The 22,014-nt window shown below is 44.9% G+C and carries 24 protein-coding genes and 1 pseudogene; 12 read left to right on the top strand and 13 right to left on the bottom strand.

All coding sequences use genetic code 11. The annotated features are described in order from the left end of the window. The first annotated feature begins 114 nt into the window (after positions 1–114). The 3 genes from M1D90_RS12295 to erbB all read left to right on the top strand — a co-directional run bounded on the left by M1D90_RS12295 (position 115) and on the right by erbB (position 1,421). A complete protein-coding gene (locus M1D90_RS12295; protein WP_020451497.1) occupies positions 115–336 on the top strand; it encodes a hypothetical protein in 222 nt (73 codons plus the stop codon). 394 nt (positions 337–730) lie between these two features. Beyond that, the gene (erbA, locus tag M1D90_RS12300) at positions 731–1,048 is read left to right on the top strand and encodes an SMR family multidrug efflux transporter EbrA (RefSeq protein WP_023857655.1); all 318 of its coding nucleotides are present in this window, start codon (positions 731–733) and stop codon (positions 1,046–1,048) included. A 13-nt stretch (positions 1,049–1,061) separates the two neighbouring features. Beyond that, on the top strand, positions 1,062–1,421 hold the full coding sequence (gene erbB, locus M1D90_RS12305; protein WP_026579703.1) for an SMR family multidrug efflux transporter EbrB: 360 nt from the start codon (positions 1,062–1,064) through the stop codon (positions 1,419–1,421). Here the strand turns inward: erbB and M1D90_RS12310 are convergent. Then, on the bottom strand, positions 1,418–1,873 hold the full coding sequence (locus M1D90_RS12310; protein WP_023857657.1) for an OsmC family protein: 456 nt from the start codon (positions 1,871–1,873) through the stop codon (positions 1,418–1,420). The two genes, erbB and M1D90_RS12310, sit on opposite strands and share 4 nt — an antisense overlap. Positions 1,874–2,038: 165 nt before the next feature. On the opposite strand from M1D90_RS12310, the gene M1D90_RS12315 reads away from it, so the two are divergent. After that, complete coding sequence (locus M1D90_RS12315) at positions 2,039–2,344, top strand: hypothetical protein (RefSeq protein ID WP_020451493.1); 306 nt, start codon at positions 2,039–2,041, stop codon at positions 2,342–2,344. A 54-nt stretch (positions 2,345–2,398) separates the two neighbouring features. Here the strand turns inward: M1D90_RS12315 and M1D90_RS12320 are convergent, their stop codons facing one another. The 3 genes from M1D90_RS12320 to M1D90_RS12330 all read right to left on the bottom strand — a co-directional run bounded on the left by M1D90_RS12320 (position 2,399) and on the right by M1D90_RS12330 (position 4,356). Continuing rightward, positions 2,399–3,250, bottom strand: coding sequence for an NmrA family NAD(P)-binding protein (locus M1D90_RS12320; protein ID WP_456283501.1), 852 nt, complete (start codon positions 3,248–3,250; stop codon positions 2,399–2,401). Between the two features lie 17 nt (positions 3,251–3,267). Then, positions 3,268–3,684: a nuclear transport factor 2 family protein gene (locus tag M1D90_RS12325; RefSeq protein WP_456282801.1), complete on the bottom strand. Its 417-nt coding sequence runs from the start codon at positions 3,682–3,684 to the stop codon at positions 3,268–3,270. 87 nt (positions 3,685–3,771) lie between these two features. Further along, entirely contained in the window at positions 3,772–4,356 is a 585-nt protein-coding gene (locus M1D90_RS12330; RefSeq protein ID WP_020451490.1) for a TetR/AcrR family transcriptional regulator, read from the bottom strand. 181 nt (positions 4,357–4,537) lie between these two features. On the opposite strand from M1D90_RS12330, the gene M1D90_RS12335 reads away from it, so the two are divergent. The 3 genes from M1D90_RS12335 to M1D90_RS12345 all read left to right on the top strand — a co-directional run bounded on the left by M1D90_RS12335 (position 4,538) and on the right by M1D90_RS12345 (position 6,405). Next, on the top strand, positions 4,538–5,797 hold the full coding sequence (locus M1D90_RS12335; protein WP_186440050.1) for a glycosyl hydrolase family 18 protein: 1,260 nt from the start codon (positions 4,538–4,540) through the stop codon (positions 5,795–5,797). 111 nt (positions 5,798–5,908) lie between these two features. Further along, a complete protein-coding gene (locus tag M1D90_RS12340; protein WP_023857660.1) occupies positions 5,909–6,109 on the top strand; it encodes a spore coat protein in 201 nt (66 codons plus the stop codon). Next, complete coding sequence (locus M1D90_RS12345; protein WP_020451487.1) at positions 6,106–6,405, top strand: spore coat protein; 300 nt, start codon at positions 6,106–6,108, stop codon at positions 6,403–6,405. The genes M1D90_RS12340 and M1D90_RS12345 overlap by 4 nt, the downstream gene beginning before the upstream one ends. 44 nt (positions 6,406–6,449) lie before the next feature. On the opposite strand, the gene M1D90_RS12350 is transcribed toward M1D90_RS12345, so the two are convergent. Then, positions 6,450–8,027, bottom strand: a complete 1,578-nt coding sequence (locus tag M1D90_RS12350; RefSeq protein ID WP_020451486.1) for an APC family permease — start codon at positions 8,025–8,027, stop codon at positions 6,450–6,452. 126 nt (positions 8,028–8,153) lie between these two features. Further along, positions 8,154–9,344 carry a UDP-glycosyltransferase YjiC gene (gene yjiC / locus M1D90_RS12355; protein WP_020451485.1) on the bottom strand — a complete coding sequence of 397 codons (1,191 nt, stop codon included), beginning with the start codon at positions 9,342–9,344 and terminating at the stop codon, positions 8,154–8,156. 454 nt (positions 9,345–9,798) lie between these two features. Between yjiC and M1D90_RS12360 the strand changes: the two genes are divergently transcribed. Both M1D90_RS12360 and M1D90_RS12365 read left to right on the top strand, forming a co-directional pair. After that, positions 9,799–10,815: a serine hydrolase domain-containing protein gene (locus M1D90_RS12360; RefSeq protein ID WP_456282802.1), complete on the top strand. Its 1,017-nt coding sequence runs from the start codon at positions 9,799–9,801 to the stop codon at positions 10,813–10,815. Positions 10,816–10,848: 33 nt separating this feature from the next. Continuing rightward, the gene (locus M1D90_RS12365) at positions 10,849–11,499 is read left to right on the top strand and encodes a TVP38/TMEM64 family protein (RefSeq protein WP_026579707.1); all 651 of its coding nucleotides are present in this window, start codon (positions 10,849–10,851) and stop codon (positions 11,497–11,499) included. A gap of 49 nt (positions 11,500–11,548) precedes the next feature. On the opposite strand, the gene M1D90_RS12370 is transcribed toward M1D90_RS12365, so the two are convergent. The 6 genes from M1D90_RS12370 to M1D90_RS12395 form a co-directional block, all read right to left on the bottom strand. Further along, positions 11,549–11,860 (bottom strand): YbjQ family protein, encoded by a 312-nt coding sequence (locus tag M1D90_RS12370; RefSeq protein WP_003182008.1) that lies wholly within the window; start codon positions 11,858–11,860, stop codon positions 11,549–11,551. 279 nt (positions 11,861–12,139) lie between these two features. Then, positions 12,140–12,652, bottom strand: a complete 513-nt coding sequence (locus M1D90_RS12375; protein ID WP_026579708.1) for a ClbS/DfsB family four-helix bundle protein — start codon at positions 12,650–12,652, stop codon at positions 12,140–12,142. A 401-nt stretch (positions 12,653–13,053) separates the two neighbouring features. Then, a complete protein-coding gene (locus tag M1D90_RS12380; RefSeq protein WP_328037542.1) occupies positions 13,054–14,424 on the bottom strand; it encodes an MFS transporter in 1,371 nt (456 codons plus the stop codon). A 292-nt stretch (positions 14,425–14,716) separates the two neighbouring features. Continuing rightward, positions 14,717–16,186, bottom strand: coding sequence for a potassium/proton antiporter (locus tag M1D90_RS12385; RefSeq protein WP_020451480.1), 1,470 nt, complete (start codon positions 16,184–16,186; stop codon positions 14,717–14,719). A gap of 126 nt (positions 16,187–16,312) precedes the next feature. Next, on the bottom strand, positions 16,313–16,990 hold the full coding sequence (locus M1D90_RS12390; protein ID WP_020451479.1) for a YoaK family protein: 678 nt from the start codon (positions 16,988–16,990) through the stop codon (positions 16,313–16,315). 410 nt (positions 16,991–17,400) lie between these two features. Next, a complete protein-coding gene (locus tag M1D90_RS12395) occupies positions 17,401–18,819 on the bottom strand; it encodes a flavin monoamine oxidase family protein (protein WP_033155136.1) in 1,419 nt (472 codons plus the stop codon). A 235-nt stretch (positions 18,820–19,054) separates the two neighbouring features. On the opposite strand from M1D90_RS12395, the gene M1D90_RS12400 reads away from it, so the two are divergent. After that, positions 19,055–19,165, top strand: coding sequence for a YjcZ family sporulation protein (locus M1D90_RS12400; protein ID WP_020451477.1), 111 nt, complete (start codon positions 19,055–19,057; stop codon positions 19,163–19,165). A gap of 182 nt (positions 19,166–19,347) precedes the next feature. On the opposite strand, the pseudogene M1D90_RS12405 reads toward M1D90_RS12400, so the two are convergent. Then, positions 19,348–19,834: pseudogene (locus tag M1D90_RS12405) on the bottom strand (YjdF family protein). A gap of 512 nt (positions 19,835–20,346) precedes the next feature. On the opposite strand from M1D90_RS12405, the gene M1D90_RS12410 reads away from it, so the two are divergent. Next, positions 20,347–20,739 (top strand): (2Fe-2S) ferredoxin domain-containing protein, encoded by a 393-nt coding sequence (locus M1D90_RS12410; protein ID WP_020451475.1) that lies wholly within the window; start codon positions 20,347–20,349, stop codon positions 20,737–20,739. Between the two features lie 10 nt (positions 20,740–20,749). Beyond that, on the top strand, positions 20,750–21,742 hold the full coding sequence (locus M1D90_RS12415; RefSeq protein ID WP_456282803.1) for a CobW family GTP-binding protein: 993 nt from the start codon (positions 20,750–20,752) through the stop codon (positions 21,740–21,742). Positions 21,743–22,014: the final 272 nt, after the last annotated feature.

Genomic DNA, 22,014 nt, shown 5'->3' on the forward strand with positions numbered 1-22,014 from the left:
CTCCTTTTTAAGGGCGGCTTCACTAAAAAATACGACGGGCGCCCAAGCAAAAACGGCTGGGCAGAATACAGTGATGTTAGTCAGGTTTCATTTTATTATTGGAGGGATTTTTTTATGAATCATTTCGAGCACGCTCCTGTATATGGCGACGACAACCAGCGCATCATCGGCAGACCTTTCTTTGGCGGACCTTTTGGGCGCCCGTTTTTCGGCCCGCGTCCGTTTTTCGGTCCGGGCCCCTTCTTCGGAGGTTTTTTGGGCGGACTTACTGCCGGAGCGCTTCTCGGCCCTTGGGGATATCCGTATCCGCCGTATCCTTACTATCCTTTTTTCTGACAGATAAAGGCTCTTCCAGGGGCCTTTTTACATAACTTTTTTCTTGACTTAGAACTTTTGCATCAATTAAGATGGATTTTACCAACCGGTTAGTAATACGGGTTTTTTTTATGTCTAAAAAAGAAGAAATCTTTGAAGCGGCCTCATGACGATTGCGAAATACACCTTTAACACTTTAAGATCGTTTATGGGCTGCGTTTTTTGATATTCGAATGAAAACTAACTTTGTACAAGCGCCCTTGCTGCGGCAGCATGTCTTAAACCGCAGCGTGAGTTGTGTGAAAAGAGCGCTGGCAAATGGTCAAAGTCTTTTGTTTCAATTGGAACTGCTGGCTGACGAAGAGAAAGCTCTCCTTTTGAATCATGGAATAACATTGATAGAGGAGGATTTCATATGATTGCAGGCTACATTTTTCTAATGATCGCCATCTTGTCAGAAGCGGCGGCAGCCGCCATGCTGAAAATATCTGACGGGTTCGCGCGCTGGCGGCCGTCGGTTCTCGTAGTGATCGGCTACGGTCTCGCATTTTACATGATGTCGCTCACATTGCAGGTCATCCCGCTAAGCCTCTCCTATGCGACTTGGAGCGGAGCGGGCACCGTACTGACTGCAATCATCGGCGTCTTGTGGTTTCAAGAAAAGCTGAACCGGCGAAATATCGCCGGCATTATTTGTCTCGTGTCAGGCGTTGTCCTGATCAATCTGTCATAAGGAGGAGAATGTCATGAAAGGCATGATCTTTTTGGCGGCTGCCATTTTGTCCGAAGTATTCGGAAGCACGATGCTGAAGCTGTCAGAAGGCTTTAGCGCCCCCCTGCCCGCGGCCGGTGTCATGATCGGTTTTGCGGCTTCTTTTACGTTTCTGAGCTTTTCATTAAAAACACTGCCTTTATCTGCGGCTTATGCGACTTGGGCCGGCACCGGGACGGCTTTGACAGCTGCGATCGGGTATTTTATATTTCAGGAGCCATTCAATCTCAAAACTCTTATTGGGCTTGTATTGATCATCGGCGGCGTCTTTTTGCTCAATTCAAAGCATGCTGACGCCGCAGACCAAAAGGCTCAGCTCACGATCGAAATCTAATCCGCTTTGGAGACGACAATCTTGGGGTCTAATTCAATGGCGACATTGCCCTGAACCGCCCTTGATATCATACAGGATGTCTCCGCCTTTTCAGCCAGTCTTTCGGCAAGTTGGACCTCTTTTTCCGCCGCTTCTTTCGGAAGGCGGATCAGAGGTCTGTGAATGATTTTTTCGTACGTAAACACCCCGCCTGTCACATCGACAACAGCCTCGGATTCCATCGTCAGGCTCTCTTTTTCCAATCCGCTTCTTTCCATCATGGCTGCAAGCGTGATGATATAGCAAGTCGCAGCGGCGCCGAGCAGCATTTCGTCAGGGTTTGTCCCTGCCCCCGGACCGTCCATTTCCTTTGGAATTGAAATTTCTGTTTTTAAATTCCCGCTTTCAATCCTTCCGATGTCGTTACGTTTTCCAGGCCAGTCTGCCTGAAGGTAAAAATGATGTCTAGCCATAAAAAATACCTCCTTTTTTTATCCTGCTTAAAGTCTACCGGTATTTGACCTTTCTGTCTGTTGATTTGCCTAAAAAACCGGTAAACCGTGACAGCCGTCTAACACACGGGGCATGAGCGGAACATAGAATACAACGAAAATCCGCGCAAGAAAGGACGAAAAGAAATGGAGAATGTAGAACATTTACAGCAGACACCGGCTCCCGAACAGCATATGCATATCCCCCAGTATCAGCACGCCGAAGCAGCCGTGCACCACATCAAATGTCCGTTGTTTCCGCACTTGAAACATAAGACGTTGTGCACAGTTGCGCCTTTTGTTCATTACGGTTTAAATGAAGCGCAAACCACTTCCTATCACCACGCCATGGAAGAAGTAGCGGCAATGGCTTATTTAATGGGCATGGGTATGGACCCTCACTTGGCCTACTGTACAGTTGAGTCATGGGAAATCAACGAAACATTCTACTAATTAGACTGAATGGTCAAAAATAAAGAGAAAAGACCGTTCAGTCTCAGGAACGGGTTAAAGCAGACGCCAGCGTCCGGCGTGTTCATTGGCGAAATCAGCCAGTGAACGCGGTTTTTTTCCCGTGATGCGTTCTACTGTATCTGTGATGCGGTTTTCTTTGCCATTCTTGATTTTCTCGTCTAGTTCCGACATGAATCCGGCATAATCGGGAGATAATCCTGCTTTTATATACCTTTCCCTCAAAGCGGGCACTTCGACATTGACATGCCTGACGTCGCGGCCTGCCGCTCTGCCGATGATTGCCGCGGCTTCAGCATAACTCAAGGCTTCCGGCCCGGTCAAGATATGGCTCGTATTATGCGGCTTTTGATCAAGCAATGCGCGCACAGCCACTTCAGCAATATCGTCTGCCTCTATAAACCCGACTTTGCCGCTGCCTGACGCCGTGACGATTTCATTTTTCTTCCGAATCGAAGCGCCATGCTGATGGTCAAAATTCTGCATGAAATATGAAGGCTTTAGCACCGTCCATTCAGGAACATATCGCCTTACCGCGTGATGAAGCTTCCCGAATACGGGTCCGTCTTCATCAATAATGGCAGCGCTGAGCAGAACAATGCGGCGGACGCCGGATGCCGCTGCCATTTCCAAAAACGGCACAACGAGCGGCGACGGTTCGAATACACCGACAGGCGCAACCAAATACAATGAGTTCGTGTTTTTTAATGCGTCTCTGTAAGTTTTTTGATCATTCCAGTCAAAATACACATGTTCCGTTCCGGCCATTGCAGGCATTCTCCGGCTTGCGATCCGGACACCGGCCCCCGAACGTACAAGCCGTTTGGCGATTCGGCTTCCAGTCGTGCCGGTTCCGCCGGTAATCAATATTTTTTTCTCCACTTTTATCACTCCTTGTTACGTCATTAAAAAGTCTGCAGCCGTCCCCCGAACGATTCGATGACAGTCAGAGGATTCCAATAATCTTTGTAGTGGACAATTTTGCCCTCTTTCATGTTTACAAGGCTGATGTACTGTTGGTTATAAGGAAGCCCCGTCTCGCACACCGTGCCTTCACATTCAAATTCGACAGCTGCATAGCCCGTATTTGCCATTTGATGAATAGTGGGCACTGTGAAGCGGACAATATCGATCTTTTCGGGAAAATCCTTTATATATTCGTAAATCGCCGACTTTCCTTCTAGTTTTTTAGGAAAACCTGGCGTTGCATATGGATGCTCAAACACCGCGTCTTGATCCCAAAGCTGTATCCACTTTTCCATATCCTTTTCGAGCATCGACTGCAAAAATTGTTCCATCACATCGGTTATCGTATGCGCCATTTTCTTTCCCCCATTCTTTTTTGACCACTTGGTCAAAAATAGTGATAAAAACGAGCGGCAGCCCATCTTCCTTGACGAAAAAATTCTTTAATCAAGAACAGACAGGCTGACATCGATCAAATCCTGAAGGGCGTCAAAGTCCCCCGTTAACTTCGCCTGAAACGTGAGCGACAGCCGGGTTTGATTTAAAAAACGGGCAACTGCTGAAAGATCTTGACCTCCCTTCTTTAGTTCCCCCTGTGACTCGGCCCGGACAAGCGCTTTGTAAAAGGCGGTTTCCAGTTGCTTTGTCTGCTTATCAAAGTATTCGGCAACCTCTTGATCACGGGGAATTTGTTCAATTGCACTGTTGATGATATAGCATGCCTTTGAGCGCTCGGGGTCTTTCAAAGCGTTTAAGCTTTCCTGAAAGATCTGCCGAACCGATTGCTTCACTGAGCCGGGGCTTTCAAGCCTGGCGATTACTTGAGCATTTTTATCATCAAGATATCTTGTAAGAGCGGCAATAAACAGATCCCGTTTCGTGCCGAATGTATTGTACAGACTTTGCCTGGCAATTCCCAGGCGGCTGAGCAGCTCTTGCATCGATGCGCCTTCATAGCCGAATTGGCCGAAAACCTCCATTGCTTTATGAAGGACGAGGGCGGTATCGAATTCTTTGCTTCTTCCCAAGCCTTTATCACCTCCTTTATTTGAAGAATACACTTTTTAGATCGATCAGTCAAGAATTATCCGCTTCACGGATCTATTCACCATTCCGATTGAGAAAATCGGCGCATGATCCTTCAGCGCCGGTCATAGACATAGCATAAAACCCCTGTCACATACAGAGGAACAAAAGGAAGTGTGCCCGTTGTTTATTTATACGGTTCAGCAGGGAGATTCATTATTTGTCATCGGTGCCAGGTTCGGAATTTCGATTGACCAGATCCGATTGGCAAACGGGTTGGTCGAAACAAACATTGTCCCCGGACAGGCTCTTTTAATACCGCTTTATACATATACGGTTCAGCAGGGAGACAATTATGATTCGATCGCCCGCCGGACGTTTGTATCCGCCGAAGCATTGCAAAAAGCAAATCCGTCTGTAACGCCTGCCAATATGAGGCCGGGGATGAAAGTGACCATTCCGGAATTGCCGAAAAAACCGATCACCGCTTTAGGATATTACACATTGAGAAACCCCGGCTTAGACCAGGAATTGATTCATAATTTTGCCCCCTACGCCACATATCTGGCATTTTTTGAATACCATATTTCAAGCGACGGATCGTTAAGCGAGCTGAATGATTCACCGGCGGTACAAACGGCCTGGAGGCGGCGCGTTCCTCCCCTCATGACAGTCACCAATCTGACAGAAACAGGCTTTAGTCCGTCTCTTGCGCACCGCGTATTAAATCAGCCTGACGTAAGAAACCGACTCATCGACAATATTGTTCAAACGATTTCCAGAAAAGGATATGCTGGCGTCAATATTGATTTCGAACAGATTGTGGAGGAAGACAGAGATTTATTTTCAGGTTTTCTCCGCCTGTTGAAAGAGCGGCTGAAGCCTTCCGGTTATGTGTTGACGGTTGCCGTTCCGCCGAAAACAAATGAAAATATCGCCTGGCTGAAAGGGTATGACTATGGCGGAATCGGCGCAGTGAGCGACCTTGTCTTTATCATGGCATACGACTGGCACCACGGAACAAGCGAACCCGGCCCCGTCGCTCCGATCAATGAAGTCCGGCAGACGATTCAATTTGCCCTTCGCCATATTCCAAAAGAAAAAATCATTCTCGGCTTTCCGCTTTACGGCTATAACTGGACGCTGCCCTATCAGCCTGGTACCGTATACCCGGGAATCGCCAACCAAGGCGCCGTTCAGCTCGCCATGAAGCACCAGGTACCGATTCAATATGATACAAAGTCTGAGTCCCCTTTTCTCCAATACACAGATGAACAAGGCAGAAGGCACATCATATGGTTTGAAGACGCACGCAGTATTGGAAAAAAACTGCAACTCATCATCGAATACGGACTTGGCGGCGGCGGTGTCTGGCAGCTCACGCTCAGTTTTCCGCAAGGAACCTGGCTCTTGACCAAATTCTTTCGCGTCAGAAAAGCCTGACAGCAACATGTAATTTATTGTAAAACAGCAAACAGAATAATCCCGCTAACGAACCTTGATACTAATGATGTGTCCTTCACACAATAACAAATCTGAAAGGAATGTTTGCAATTGAATAATGGGATTCATGAAACATTGGAACTGCATGAGCTGTTAATGTTTAAAAACCTTTGCCTGACTAAGTCATCAACAATGACGGGAATGGTGCAGGATCAAGAGCTTCGCGACATCTTGGAACGTGATGCTTCCCAAACAAAGCATCAGATCGAGCATTTGCAAGGACTGCTGTCAATGAGAGGTGAAACCGTATGAACGAATTCATCCAAAACATGACAGGAATGGGCGCGATGACTGAACAAGTGATAGCGACCGACTTTTTAATCTCAGCGAAAACCGGTGTCAAAAACATTGCCACTGCTATCACAGAAACATCTTCTCCAGAAGTGCGTGAAACGCTTAAGCAGTATTTAAACGACGCGATTGATACTCATGAACAGATCACAAACTATATGATGTCAAAAGGTTATTACCATCCTGCCAATTTATCTCAACAAATTCAAGTTGATACCAAAGCTGCCGAAACAGCTAAAGATCTTCCGCAACTGTAATGAAAACGTGAATCCCCCGCAGTCCATACGCGGGGGATTCTTATTTAAACGGTTTCTTCTTTTTTCTCATCATAATCAATGACTGCCTTTGGAAGGGCCGTATATTTCGCCCAGTAAAATACCGCAATCGATCCTGCTGCGATCAAGATTAAATCGACCGGCGTCCTCAATAGGCCCACGCCGTTACCGAATGAGCCGAGATACGACAAAATCAAGAGCATGACATAATAACCGACAATCCACCAGCTTGATTTAAGCTGCTGTGCAAACGAAACATCGTCTTGGGGAACATATTTTTTACACGCGCAATAAACGGCAAACATCACGAGCTGCGATCCGAGCAGCCATGACACGGTGTTCCAGCCTGACCAATAGACGATATACGACGCAAATACGAAGGAGACAGGAGCAATGACAGCCATCCCCTTGATTTGCAGAGGCTTGTTGAGCTGCTTGGCATTCACATTCAGCGCTGCCGCTGAAACCGGAGCAATCGCATAGGAAAGAATCAAGGCTACAGAGCAAACATTGACGAGCGCGTCCCAAGACGGAAAAGGAAGCGTCCAAAAAACGGCGAGCGCGAACGACAGCCACAACGACGGACGCGGAATTCCCGTCGATTTATTCACCTTGGCAAACACTTTGAACAACGTGCCGTTCCGCGCCCATGCATAAACCAAGCGCGACGTCGTATTCATAAAAATATTGCCGTTTCCGCCGGGTGATAAGATCGCATCCAGAACGACAAGAGTGGCAAGCCAGCCCATCCCAAGAAGCACCGCGATGTCTTTGAATGGAAGAGAAAATTCCTTGCCGATCGCTTTCCAGCCGTCATTCAGCATATCAGTCGGGATGGCTCCGATAAACACCACTTGCAGTATCGTATAAATGCAAGCCGAAACAATGATGCAAATCAGCAGAGCGACCGGGATGTTCCGCTGCGGATTTTTCACTTCACCAGCGACCGAAACGATCGGATGAAGACCGAGGTATGCAAACATCACCCCGCCGGTCGAAATGGACGCCTGCACCCCGTCAAAGCCAAACGGGGCAAATTCTCCCGCAAAGTTGGCCGACTTAAAATGGAATATCAATACGACAATGATCGTCAAAGGAACAAAATACTTAAAAACCGAAATGATTAAATTTGATTTCGCAAACGCTTTGACACTCCAATAATTGAGTAAAAAGAACAAACAAAGCAGCACAAACTGCAAAAGCCAGCCGATAATCGTCGGCGATTCAGAACCTTTTATCGTCAAACCGGGAAACCAATAAGCTACGTATTGCCTGACAGCGGTCACTTCGATTGAAATCAGGCTTGTATAGGCAACGATCGTGATAAATGAAATCAAGTATCCGACAAGGTGGCCGTGGGTATACACCGGATAGCGGATAATCCCGCCCGTCCGCGGCAAAGCAGCTCCCAGCTCGGCATAAACGAGGCCGATTAAAAGGATAATGACACCGCCGATAATCCACGAAAAGCTTCCCGCGGGCCCGGCTTTTGAAGCGACATTGCTGACGGCAAACAGCCAAGCCGAGCCGAATATCGCTCCCATGCCGATCAAAATCAGGTCAAGCAGAGAGATCGTTTTTTTGAAATTGCCCTGATTTGACAAATCACTTCCTCCTTTTTAATACATTTAATAGAAGGTAGTATGTTCAAAAAGCGCCTCTGTATACTTTTCCCGCTTCCTTTCGGCTGCAACAAAAAACCCGGGGATTTCCCGGGTTCCTTCATATGGTTATTTCACTCCTGCCGGTGCTAAAAATGACTCAATTTCATCTGCGGCTTTCTCGGCTCCTCCTGCTTGTTTAATGTGCTCTTGCATGTCCTTTACGCGTTTCAGGACATCCAGGTTACCGTCCGTCTGGGAGACGGCTTCCCGCAATGAAGCAACTGTTGTGTCCTCCGGCTGCAAATGCTTGCCAAGCCCGAGTTCTTCGACGCGGCGGGCAGTGATTTCCTGTTCAGGCATTTGCGGGACGGCAACAAGCGGTACACCGGCATTCAATCCTTCCATCGTACTGTTCATACCCCCATGGGTGATGAAAAGCTCTGCTTTCTTCAGGATTTCCAGCTGGGGAACGCGCTGATGAATCGAAAAGTTATCAGGTATGTCGTCAAAGCTTTCAGGATCGATTGTCGTGCCGACAGCCATGATCACCTGCCACTTCGTGTCCCTGAATGCTTCGATGCACATATGATAAAATTCCGGCCAGGCATTGAACGCCGTCCCTAAAGAAATCAGCATGACAGGACGGCCGCTGTCCGAAATAACCGGCGTGTCTTTTTCCTGAAACTTGCGTTTGGCTAGAGAAGGACCGACAAAAGAGAACCGTTCATCAAACGTTTCGCCGTAAGGCTGAAAAGCACGAGGCATAAATACAATGTTCAATTTTGCCGGTTCGAACATCTCTTCAAAATTAAATGACGGAAGATTCGCATTTTTCAAAGCGGCTTCTTGCTCAGGCGTGAGCTCGATCTTAAACTCTTCAGACATTGATTTGAATGAAAAATGTTCGTTCTGTGCATATGTAGAACAAAGGCGAACCGCCTCTATTCCAAACTTCTCAGCCAGCATTTTTCCCGCCATGGCCATAAAGTCAAAAAGGATGAGGTCAGGCTTGTCATTCTCATAAAGCGCTTCAAGCTGAGGAAGAACCTCCTCCATTTCTTTCATAAACATCATCGGAGCCTGTGTCATATCCTTTTTATTTTTCATCAGCTCCCGAATTTGCTGCGGATCGATATTTAAAGTTGAGCGGTAGTTGAGCGGCTCTGCCCCAGTTTCCTCAACAGCTTTCACAAACTCATCCGTTACCGGATATGTTACCCGATAACCGCGTTTGACAAGGCTTGCCGTTAAAGCAAGCGTCGGATTAATATGCCCGTGAGCGGGAATATTAAAAATCGCGATATGTTTTTGGCCCATTTTTTAACCTCCCGTTATTTTTCGCTTCATAACAGTAACGATGATTTTAAATCTCTTTCACTATGTTAAACAACATATTATAGATAATAAAGGAAAAACCCTTCAAAATTAAATTAAAATTAAAAAATACTAATATAGTCCTTTTTCTCACAAAAAAACACCAAACTTTAGACCTTAGTTTAAGGCCGCACTCGACTTTATTCCCCTTTTCGATACTGCCGACTTATATTTCAATCGTTTTAAAACAAAAAACAACCGTCAAAACAGCACTCGTTTTAACGGATGTCATGAAATTGCCATATTTTAAATTTAGTTTAAATTATTCTGTAAATGATGGTAAATACAAAAAAATTTTTATAATGTTATTTTGTCGCGCTTCCTGCTTCATTTCCTTTCAAAACTATCGTTTATCGTTTCCTTCTCCTCATAATTAGATATGAAAGGACTGTTGTTATTGGTATATACAGCGGAACATCTTGATGATTATTTAATGGAACAAGCATCCAACAATCATTTTCACGGCAGCATTTTGCTGGCAGACTCAAACGGTATTCTGCTATCGAAAGGATACGGTTATGCTAATTGCAAGGACAAAGTGAAGAATAAACCGTCTACACGCTACCAAATTGCTTCGCTGACAAAGCAATTCACAGCCATAGCGGTCATGCAGCTGCAAGAAAAGGGGCTGCTTCGTACTGATGATCCGGTACAAAACTATTTAGAAGGCTATCCGAACGGCGACAGCATTACCATCAAACATTTATTAAGCCATACGTCCGGAATTCCTGATTTTCTAGAGGAAGAATTGCTCGATATTGAGCTGGAGCGCGCACCGTTAGACCAATTTATCGGCCGGTTTATTGACAAACCGCTCGAATTTCGCCCGGGACAAAGGTTTAATTACAGCAATTCAGGATACATATTACTCACAAAAATCATTGAAACAATCACAAATGAAGCTTATGGAGATGTCATTCAAGAATTGATCTTTGACCCTTTAGGCATGAAAAACTCCGGTTTCTTCGCTTCCCCGGAAGATATTTCGCCCACAGTCGGATACTTATGCCTGAATCGCGAAATGATCAAAGCGCCTATCGTATACGGCTACGGGGAAAGCGGGCTGTATTCAACCGTTGAAGACTTGTACTTATGGGACAGGGCGCTTTACACTGAAAAGCTTGTCACAAAAGGCGCTTTGAAAGAAGCGCTTTACAGCTGTGTCAAAAAACCGGCTTTTACAGCCGAAGGCCCTTCTCCGGCACTCATTCAAAACAATTCGATCGGATACGGATGGTTTATTAATCATCAAAACAAGTATAAAATATGGCATGATGGAGAAATCCACGGTTTTATCAGCTCGATTAACCGATACATAAACGAGAAAAAATTGCTGATTATGCTCAGCAATTGCAACCTGTCAAAAACAGACGAGATTTTGGCAAACGTGGAACAAGCTTTATTGCAAATATAGAAGCTAAAAACAAAGAAAGGCAGCGGGAGCGGTATGATCAGAAAACTATTCACTATCATCATCATGGCAAGTATCATCGCGGTCGGATTCGTCTGCAAAGATTCCTGGCTCGGCGTCATCAGGGACGGAGGCATTTATTCGGTGCTATTCAGCATGCTGCTTGTGGCGGCCTGTGTATTTTTCCCGATCGTCCCGTTTGCGCTCATTGCCGGATTAAACGGCGCTTTGTTCGGAATCGCAAACGGCGTGCTGATCACGCTGACAGGGTCGATGCTCGGCACCATGCTCTTGTTCTTCCTCTCACGTTACGGATTCAGAGATTTGGCTCGCAAACGCTTAACGAAATACCCGAAAATGAGCGAATATGAAGCCTATTTTAACCAAAATGCTTTTACAGCCGTACTATTGGGCAGACTGATCCCCGTTATCCCCGCCGTTGTCATGAATATTGTCTGCGGTTTAAGCAAGGTGAAATGGGCTGTCTTTTTCGCGGCTTCGACACTTGGAAAAATCCCTAACGTTCTCGTCGTCTCGATCGCAGGTGCCAATTTCAGTGAAAACAAGCTGATCTCTATCGGTGTCTACGGCTTATACATGGCGATCATAGCGCTTGTCATCTACAGAAAGTATCCCCATCTGACTCAAAAACATAAAGAGACCAAACAGACAGGGAAGCCTTCTTGACCCGCTGAGGCGGCAATGATAGCCGCCGCCTTCGTTTTTCGGTTGAACGTCAGCCGATTACAACAGCCGTACCATATCCGATTAGTTCGGAGGTACCCTGGCCTGCAGATAGTTCGAACCTTAGACCGACGATCGCGTTTGCTCCGAGTTCTTCAGCTTGATTCACGAGCCGTTCTCTCACAGCTTTTTTCGAATCCTCAAGCATTTGGGTGTAATTTTTTAATTCTCCGCCAATGACCGACTTCAATCCTGACAGAATATCTTTTCCGATATTCCGCGACTGAACGATGCTGCTGGTGACAAGCCCTTTGACTTCGACGATATTTTGATTCGCGATTGTATCTGTTGTGACGATGATCATTCATATCCTCCCTTTTCCTATACTTACTAGCTACCATACCATATCCGCCGGAAGCGTGCAGTTATTTATCCATCATATCGGCTGGATTATTAAAATGTTAAGTTTTTTATGCAAAGTTTTACCACATTGCATAGCCGCATCGTTTCAATCGCGGGCTTTTCACAAAATGGAAAATGCCTCGAAAGAAGTGAATATAGATAACTTTATAGCATTGTTAATTTCAGCTTCATAAGAAAAATTGAGTATCTTTTGAATGCACTTCTTCATGTTAACACGATTTCATCCCAGTTGATTCTTCTTCCACTTCCTTATTTTAGTCCTGAAGTTTTTAAATGGAGCCACAGAGTTGACGTGAATGAACCTTATAGCAGGCCACTTCGGGTTTTCACCTGTCCAATTCAAAGTACCTTGGGTGAATAATTCTTCATCCGTGAGCGTATCAATCCAAGACTGAAGTTGTGCCTCTGCTTTCTTGAATTCTTGGCGAAGCTCAGTTAACGAAAAGTGAGAATACATATCGTAAAAAGATTGATAAAGAGCACCCAGTTGGTTCCATTTATAATGAGGAGAGGGAGTGACAACGGTTTTTCCCAAGCGCTCATCCCTGTCCCAGCTCATCAACAGGTTTAACCATCCGAGCTGATAAGCAAGGATTTCCCCTGGCGTTCGATCTACGTCTTGATCCCGAACATCTCTATACTGATCGGGGATATCGTCAAACTCCCCATCTAGTAACAAATAACGCTTATGAATTTCTTCTTTCAAATGTTTCTTGGACTCGTACACCGTAATCCCTCCTTGATATCAACTATAGTGTACACTACACGGATTGTCCGCCTTATTTTAAAACAAATCATGAACTTTTAAGAGCAGTTTGCGAGACTTCCCTTACATTGCATGTATATTAATTTGTTCGACGGTTCCCGCTTCAATATGAGGTAATGTGAATCGGCTCCCCTGCCGTCGACTCTACGTCAACCTCTCTTGATACCCAAATTCAATTCAAATGCCTCCATGCATCACTAGAATCGGCTTCCCTTCACCTATTCGCGAATATTCAATTGTCAGTCCGTCAATTTCAAAGGTGCCGATGCTTCTTTCATAATTTCTTCATCCTTTACTTTCATCATGTTTCAGAAAATCCATACAACATAAAAAACGGCTGGGCGGTCCCGCCCAACCATTCGAATATGTTAAGATTTTTTGCGTTTGCAAGTCAATAAATATAGCAATCCGCCAGCCAATACAAAGACTGTGAATATGGCAAACGAGCGGCTGAATACAGCGCCCCAGGCATTGTCCATTGCCGGAAGCGCAGAATAGCCGAACCCGCGCACTGCCATCAAGCCTCCTGCAAATGCGACGCCTATTCCTTCAGATAAAAAACAGGCAAAATTCAGCATCCCCATTCCAGCGCCTGCAGCCTCTTCTTCCAAGCTTTCTGCGGCACTATTGGAAATCGACGTCTTCACAAATGAAAGACCGCCAAATATAAACACGAGCAGCATCGTCATCAACCATGGTGTCCGGTCACCGAACTGTGACGCGGCCGCTATGGTTGCCAAGATCAATAACCATCCAAGAGTAAAAACAAACCGGCTGCCGAAGCGATCGGTAAGGGCTCCCCCCGCGACGCCGAAAAAGATAACGCCCACACTACCCGGAAGCATAATGCCGCTTCCGATAATATCGGCATTTAAACTGAACAAGACTGTCATCATATATGGAACGACGGAGACGATTCCCGCAACGCTTCCCAATACGACACATCCTGCCAAAACGACGCCTATATATCTGCGATTCTTGATTAAAGACCGGTCAATAAAAGGATGTTCCGCATATCGGGTATGAACCGCAGCTCCAATCAAGCAAAAAATGCCCGCCGCTAAATAAAAGACATGATACAGCGATATATATACAGCGAACATCACAATGCTGATTGTCAGCAGGACGATCCCAATGATATCCAGATTTGCTTTTACAGCGGCTTCAGCAGGCATATTTCTGAGGAAGAATGGAATCGACATCAGCGCCGCCATCGGAAGAAGGAACAGAAACGACCAATGAATATGATGTACAATCATTCCGCCGATAGCCGGACCTATTCCCTCGCCCATTGCCACCAGTGATCCGACAAGGCCGAACGCTTTGCCCCGGCCCTCCGGACGAACATAGCGTGTAATGATGACCAGGATAAGCGCGGGTACAGCGGAAGCCCCGGCTCCTTGAACAAAGCGCGCAAAGATCACGGCCGTGAAATAAGACTGAGCCGAAAGACCTATTAATGAACCTCCGCCATAGATGATTAGTCCGGCCACAAACAGCTTTCTGACACCATACATATCAGAAAGCCTGCTGTAAACGACCGAACCAGCAGCAAAGGAAATGATAAAACTCGTATTCACCCAATTTGCCGCGGCAGGCGACACGCCAAATTGATTTTTTATGTCCGGCAATGCAACATTAAATACGGTTTCGTTCATCACACTGAAGAAAGCGACAAAGCTAAGCCACCAAAACGCCTTCTTTTGATGCTTGAAGGACTGCATTTTAATGTTTTTCAATTGAATGATACCCCCAAAATTATAGGGGAATCACGCAGTTTATAGGGTTAATGATGCGCTTTCCCCTCGAATGTTAACCCATTTATTTTTTTGCACTTCATCATTCATGCGCCTCCTCATATTTGATTTTTAAATTATACAATTGATCAACAAAGGGATCAATGTAAGGAACATAAGCTGAACTTTCACATTGCAAAAAAGGCCAATGAAGAATACCGGTGCAGTACCCTTCATTGACCTTTATTCGTGACATACTGAGCAAGCCAGCCTTGTCCTGTGCTTTTCCGAAAGCTTAATCAAATTCCCTGTTTAATAATTTTTTCAGTTCCTTTTTTTGTTTTTTCGATACGAGAATATACAAAATATCGCCTGATTTAATTTTCGTTTCTCCGTGCGGCGTGACCAAATCCCCGTTTCGGATGATCGCATTGATCAGGGCATCTTTCGGAAAGCTGATGTCTTTCAGTGCCTGCCCGGTGATGGCTGTTTGGTCATCGACTTCAAATTCGATAATTTCGGCGTTCGCCTTGCCGATGGAAACAAGCTCGAGCGAATGCGGCGCTTCGACTTTCTGCGGTCCGTTCAATTTCAATTTTTCTGCGAAGACCGATATGGTTGATCCTTGGATCAAAGCAGATGTTAAAACGACGAAGAATACGACATTGAAGACCAATTGGCTGTTTTCAAGCCCCATCGTCATGGGGAATGTTGCGAGAACGATCGGAACGGCCCCTTTTAATCCGGCCCACGACAAGAAGATTTTTTCGTTAAAATGAAAGCCCATTTTGATGGTCGACAGAAAAACGGCAACCGGTCTGGCGATAAAAATTAAAATCAGCGAAAGCAGGAAGCCTTTGAAAATGATATCGAAAGATAAAAATTGGGCAGGAAAAACCAATAATCCTAGAATAATAAACATCAAAATCTGCATCATCCAGGCAAAGCCTTCATTAAACCTGAAAATAGAATGTCGGTAAGTCAAATCTTGATTTCCGATGACAAGCGCAGCAATGTAGACGGCAAGCAAGCCGCTCGCCCCGATGACATCTGTAAGACTGTAGGTAAGAAGCGCAAAAGCAAGAGCAAAGATCGGATAAAGTCCGCTTGAATCCAAGTTGATTTTATTGATGGCAAAGCTGGCGAACCGCCCGAGTACATATCCGAGCAAAAGCCCCATTCCCATCTGCCAGAAAAATGAAATCACAAGCATGAAATAAGATGAATGATCAGCCGTCAGCAGCTGGATGAGCGATAAAGTCAAAAACATCGCCATCGGATCATTTGTACCCGACTCTGCTTCCAGTGTAGAGCTCAATCTGTCTCTAATATTCTGGCCTTTCAAAACGGCGAAAATCGCGGCCGCATCTGTAGAACCGACAATCGCTCCGAATAAAAAGCCTTCCATCCAGGAAACATTAAAAATCAGTTTGGCCGCAACCGCAACCACACAGGTGGTCAGCAAAACGCCAATCGTTGCGAGCGACAATGAAGGAACGGCGACCGCTTTGATTGAAGACCATTTTGTTTGCAGACCGCCTTCAAAAAGGATGACGACGAGTGCGATAACTCCGATCAGCTGGGCTAACTCGGGATTATTAAAATAAATAATTCCGAGACCGTCGCTCCCCATGATCATCCCGACAATCAAGAACAAGACGAGAGCGGGCACTCCGAGCCTAGTCGAAAATTTCGTTGTCAGTACACCGATAATCAGCAATAAGGCCGCTAATAAAATAAACTGCTCCATATTAATGTGTTCCAACCATTTATCCTCCTCCCAATCTTAACCGATACTGGTGCTGTCCCCCGTTCTTTTACCCGAACAGGCACCCTCATAAAACGTATGTAACAAACGATGTTCGCGTATGCTCGTGTATGGGACCGTCCTTCAGTCTTCACTCCGTCCGTGAAACTTTGTGCCTGCAATCGCAATAATCCCAATAATGATTGTGATTGGAATCCAAATCACGGCAAACGGATGCGCAGGCTCAGCAAGTGCGGCGATGACGGCCCCCAGGCAATAGAGCACAATCGTCAAAGCGCGAAGCCATGCGTCCTTATGGATGACCTTTTGGTCGTTTTTGCTGAGGAACCGTTTTGTCACATCTTCGAAAAAGTTTGCGAGCGTCCCCGTTAGGACAGTAGTGGAAATCCCTGCAATGCCGAGCTTTCTGGCTGCTGTAGTCTGAAGCCCCATCGCCATGCTTAACAGCAAGATCAAAAAGTGTGGCGAACTTTCATAGAAAGTCAGACAAGCAAATAGAAGCAATACGGCTGCTTCAACAGCAAGTGCAATCGTGACGCCTGACGGCCAGAACGATTTTTCTTGTTTTCCGACAATGGCTGCTGAAATAATCACGCCGATGATAAATCCGAACAATGCGATCAGCGAGTACACGGCGGTCGCATGAAGAGAATTGCCGATTGATAATCCTAACAGTACGATATTCCCGGTCATATTAGCAGTAAATACGTGACCGATACTTAAGTACCCAATCACATCTACAATACCTGCTGTCAAACAGAGAAGCAAAAGCATGATGTTTCGTTCAAGAGCAGCATTCAATGTGATTCAATCCTTTCGAAGCTATTCTGCCCGGCGGAATGTTAAACCATTCCATCCGGTATGTCATGAGCCTTTCCTAAGGGAAAACTCGATTTGGGGGCTTTTTTATTGTTAGAAAAAGAGGGGTTCTTAACGAAAAAATGCGGGCGATCCGATCATGCACCTCAGCAAAACACTTATCGCTCATCGTGTTACATCTACAATTTAATTGTATCATAAGCATTAAAATTTTTTATAAATGAAGTTCTTAAAAACTTGTTTTTAAGAACCGGGAACACATTTCTTACTGTTTAGGAAGCAGCCGATCGGCGTTTATTGCATGATCCGTCTGTTTGCCTTAAATAAAAACGAACGAGCCGCCTTTTAAAAGCGACTCTTTCCCATTCCTTCAATACTTGCAAAGTTCATGGTTACACGCGGGAGGACTGATTCACTTCATATGCCGCCCGTATTCCCGATTCAATCGCTCCCTGCATCCACCCGTGAGTGAGGGAAGCGTGCTCCCCGGCAAAATACACCCTTCCCTCAGGCATAGGAATATAAGGATACAGCTCCAATTCCTGACCAGGTTCGAAAGCTGTAAATGCTCCCGCTGAAAAAGGATTTTGCGTCCAGCTGAAAGAAGCGCCTGATACAAACTCGGAATACACGATATCTCCATATATTCTCGCTAAATTTTTCAGCGTATAGCGGATCCGCTCTTCTTCAGGCTGACTGTCCCATATCAGCGCTTCATCAGCCCACGTATAGCTCGCTAAAATAACAGCATGACCGTGTGTCCCTATACCGCTGCTTGGATAATATGAAAAGCGAATCGGCAAATCGGTAATGGATCTCCCGCCGCGCTGCCCGACTCTTTCCCAAAACCTGCTCTTAAATTCGATTCCTATTTTTGTCGCGGCAATATAGTTAAGCTCCCGAATCGCTCTCCGCTTATGGTAGGAAAACGAATCAAACGGCTCAAATGTCACAAATCGCAAAGTTGAAAAAGGAATTGTTACGATTGTGAAATCACTTGTCAGAGCTGAATGTTCTGCCGACTGTTGGTGGATACAATGGGCTGTCACATTGTTTTCAGTTTGAGATATTTTCATCAATTTATGACCAAATAAAATATCGCCCTTTAATTGCGGAAGAAAAGCTTGCGTCAGCAAGTCCATGCCACCTGTAATCTCATAGAAACGAGACGGCGATGTAAAAAAGATCGATTCCCTTAATACTTCGACAAGTGACAATCCCATGTACGCTTCCATGTCCAAAAGCACACCAATCATATCAATGGAGCCGTGTGAAAAATGAGTGTTGAGAAAAGAGCCCAACGATTCGTTTCTGTATTGTTTTTCAACAATACGCCAATTTCTCGCCGGATCTTGGCTGATAAAATTGAGGATAGGCTGCAATGCAGAAAGCATCAGCTGTTCAGCCGTTTTCCCCTGCTCATGGGGAGCAGCCGGGAATCTTAAAACACCCGGATGTCTTTCAAACTCATGAAGACGAGTTTTCACGCCGTTGACGTAAAGAATATCCATGGGGGTTCTGTTGATAAACTCATTGACAGGCAGATTAAATTTCTTAATGTATTCTATCGTTAAAGTATGAATATCGGGGATGCGCATCGGACCGGCATTGAAATACAACCCTTCGCTAAAGGGCGCACGGGAAGTAAAAACACGTCCTCCCGCTCTGTCATTCGCTTCCACGATCGTCACTCTGTGCCCGGCACTCTTTAATAAAGACGCTGCGACAAGCCCGGACAACCCGGCACCAACGATCATTACTTGCTTGGGATACTGTGTTGTTTGAAGGCCGTTTCTAATGATATAAAGCATGTCTCCCTCAGTTAATTGAAAATTCAATTTACTCAGCGCCCTTTTCGGTGGATTTATTGCATTATATTCCGTTTAAAGGACGCCAATCACCATTTTCATCCTCTCTGCACGAAGACTCCGCATGAGGGCGCAGTTGCAAATGGGTCAACTATTTTTAAAAATGTAAATCAATATCCTATACCGAATTGATAAAGATACATAGGATAAACTATGTATCTTTAGGGAGGTGAAACATATGAGCGGAGGTTACGGATACGGAAGCGGTTTTGCTTTAATTGTTGTCCTGTTCATTCTCTTAATCATCATTGGTGCCAGCTGGTTCGGCGGTGGTTATGGAGGCTATTAAGTTCTAAAATGGTTCTGTTTTAAAAAGCAATAACCTATGACCTTCTCCTTATTTTACATGTTCTCCCCTCTTGCTTATCGTTATTGACTCCATTATGAAAGGCTCTTTTTAAAAAGAGCCTTTTTTTAATACAATACAGGAAAACGCGCCTCTATTGAGCTTCACTTTGCTCCAAAGAAATTCTATTTTCCACTATGCTTTTGTTTCGCTTTTTGCTTTCTGAGTAAATACTTTTGTTCTTTTTCCTTTTCCCGCTGCTCTTTTGTCAGCCGCTGTTTCTTTCGTTTTCTTGCTTCCAGCTCTTGTTTTATCGCTTCTTGCGCCTTATGAGACACACCAGCATTTTTCAATTCTTTAGACACTTGCCGCTGCAGCCTTTTCGGATTTATTTTGCGCGGGCGGCGGGCGTCCAGCCTAACTCCTTCCTGATCTGCTTGTGACAGTGCCTGTAAAAGTTGATGATGAACAAAATGCAAAACTTCCGAATCCTTCGGCTCTTTGCCAAACAAATGCCGGACGGCTCTCAGCTTACCTTCAATCACAACTTCAATGACTCCTATCCAAAACTGACCATCATAGTAAACCGTTAATTTCATAACGATTCCCTCCTCCATCAACATGTACTTCAGAGAATGACGGACATCCCGAGGAGGGGAAGGTTACTGGCATGATCAATCATGCACCCGGACTACCAACCGAATCGTGTTTTTTCATTCTCCGCTAAAAATTTTATCAATTTTTCCGGCTTAGGAAAAGGGGTAAAGTTCTTTTATATTCAGTACAATAGTATAATGCAAACCCTCCCCTGAGCCAGATAGGCTCTGGCTGAAAAAGAAGCTGCTCAGATCTCATTGGCACCGTTTAACCTCTTCTATTTGCGTTTGACTTGAAAAAGAGATAAAATAATTTTTAAATCGTAATAATTACGTTTTGTTTGCCGTATTGAAAGAGAGACCATATAAATAAACAACCAAAGGCGGCAAGAGAAGGCTGAAATATAGAGAGCTTGCGAAAGGAGTGAAAAGCTCAAGGTGACGATGAAATGCGGAGCTTACCCCACCGTCTCCCCGGTTATCGGTATCACCTTTCGGGACAGTTATCGACCGGGGCTTACTTAGTTCTTTATCATTTTACCGCTTTCAAATCGTAATAATTCTGTTTTATTCGGAGGAAAGATACATATGGCGACATGGGATTTAAGTAATATGAAACATCATATCTTTATATGCAACGGCAGCAGCTGCAATCGGGTCGGAGCTGAGGAACTGACTCAAGTGATTCGGCAAGAAATTTCAGACCGGGAGCTTGACGATGTCATTCATACAACGCGCACGCGGTGTAATGGAAGATGCCAAGATAAGTGCGTGGTCATCCACTATCCGAAAGGAACATGGTATAAAGATTTAAAACCTGAGGATGTCCCCCTCCTGATTGACTCGCTTTGTACCAATGAAGATTATCAAGAAAAAGCAAGTCATTTGTATGATGGCCAACGTTTCGAACGTTCATCTGGCGTCATCGCCGGGATTCCAAAAGACAAAGAAAAAGTAATCAAAGTATCAAAAAAATTGTAAATGAGGTCGAATGATCATGCCTTTAACTAAAAAGAAAATTCCTGTCACTATTCTCACTGGATATTTAGGCGCCGGGAAAACCACACTTTTAAATCGAATACTTACAGAAAAACACAATCAAAAGATTGCGGTTATTGTCAATGAGTACGGAGAAGTCGGGATAGACAATCAGCTCGTCGTTGATTCTGAAGAAGAAATTTTGGAAATGAACAACGGCTGTATCTGTTGCACGGTCCGCGGAGATTTGATTCGCATTCTGAGAACTCTTGTATTCTCAATGGATCAAGGGAAAGTTGCATTCGACCGGGTTATAATCGAAACAACAGGACTGGCTGACCCAGCACCTGTTGCCCAGACTTTTTTTATGGATGAGCTGCTGTCCGACATATTTGAAGTTGACAGCATCGTCACGGTAGTAGACAGCAAGCATATCGCCAGACATCTGGATGATCAGGATGAAGCTCAAAAACAAATTGCTTTTGCTGACGTCATCATCCTCAATAAAACAGATTTAGTATCAAATGACGATTTGGAATCCTTGGAGCAAAGACTTGTCAACATTAATCCTGCGGCTAAGAGGCTGCATGCCAGAGATTGCAAGATCAATTTAAAAGATATCCTGGGGATCAATACGTTTGACGTCAATCGAAAACTTGAAATCGACCCTCATTTTCTAGAGGATCATCATCACCATCATCATGATGATAAAGTGTCTTCTATTGCTTTTCTGGAAGAGAAGCCTCTTGATTTGGCAAAAGTGGATCATTGGATGAGTTATCTCGTACGGGAAAAAGGCGAAGATTTATTACGTTATAAAGGGATCCTTTATATTAAAGAGGAAGAATATCGAATCGTATTCCAAGGGTTGCATATGCTGTTTTCAGGACGTCCGGATCGCAAGTGGAACGAAAACGAGACAAAACAAAGCGAACTTGTTTTCATTGGAAAGAACTTGGACAAAGAGGAGCTGGAGCGGCAATTTAAAAGTTGCATCGCAAAGTAACATTTCTCGCTTTGTTGGCCCTCTCTTTGCTTAATAGAAAGACCCGAGATTTGATTTTGCGAGTCATTTTCAAGGGCAAAATGAGGTTTTAAGCAGGTTATCTCCTGCTTTTCTTTTTTTATAAGGACTTCCCTGTGTCCCCTGACTATCGGGCTGCATAGTAGTTTACAGCCGCTCTTTTGGGAAAAGGCCCTCCATTTTGGCGGATATAAAACAAGCACTCAATCAAAGGATTAAGTGCTTAATAAGACATGAGAGAAAATACCAATATA

This window comes from Bacillus sp. JZ34 (assembly GCF_053903205.1).

Excerpts from the sequence above, each read along its gene's own strand:
- erbB (WP_026579703.1), top strand. The coding sequence starts at position 1,062 with ATGAAAGGCATGATCTTTTTGGCGGCTGCCATTTTGTCCGAAGTATTC.
- M1D90_RS12345 (WP_020451487.1), top strand. The coding sequence starts at position 6,106 with ATGAACGAATTCATCCAAAACATGACAGGAATGGGCGCGATGACTGAA.
- yjiC (WP_020451485.1), bottom strand. The coding sequence starts at position 9,344 with ATGGGCCAAAAACATATCGCGATTTTTAATATTCCCGCTCACGGGCAT.
- erbA (WP_023857655.1), top strand. The coding sequence starts at position 731 with ATGATTGCAGGCTACATTTTTCTAATGATCGCCATCTTGTCAGAAGCG.
- M1D90_RS12310 (WP_023857657.1), bottom strand. The coding sequence starts at position 1,873 with ATGGCTAGACATCATTTTTACCTTCAGGCAGACTGGCCTGGAAAACGT.
- M1D90_RS12400 (WP_020451477.1), top strand. The coding sequence starts at position 19,055 with ATGAGCGGAGGTTACGGATACGGAAGCGGTTTTGCTTTAATTGTTGTC.
- M1D90_RS12410 (WP_020451475.1), top strand. The coding sequence starts at position 20,347 with ATGGCGACATGGGATTTAAGTAATATGAAACATCATATCTTTATATGC.
- M1D90_RS12370 (WP_003182008.1), bottom strand. The coding sequence starts at position 11,860 with ATGATCATCGTCACAACAGATACAATCGCGAATCAAAATATCGTCGAA.
- M1D90_RS12365 (WP_026579707.1), top strand. The coding sequence starts at position 10,849 with ATGATCAGAAAACTATTCACTATCATCATCATGGCAAGTATCATCGCG.
- M1D90_RS12325 (WP_456282801.1), bottom strand. The coding sequence starts at position 3,684 with ATGGCGCATACGATAACCGATGTGATGGAACAATTTTTGCAGTCGATG.
- M1D90_RS12315 (WP_020451493.1), top strand. The coding sequence starts at position 2,039 with ATGGAGAATGTAGAACATTTACAGCAGACACCGGCTCCCGAACAGCAT.
- M1D90_RS12395 (WP_033155136.1), bottom strand. The coding sequence starts at position 18,819 with ATGCTTTATATCATTAGAAACGGCCTTCAAACAACACAGTATCCCAAG.
- M1D90_RS12415 (WP_456282803.1), top strand. The coding sequence starts at position 20,750 with ATGATCATGCCTTTAACTAAAAAGAAAATTCCTGTCACTATTCTCACT.
- M1D90_RS12295 (WP_020451497.1), top strand. The coding sequence starts at position 115 with ATGAATCATTTCGAGCACGCTCCTGTATATGGCGACGACAACCAGCGC.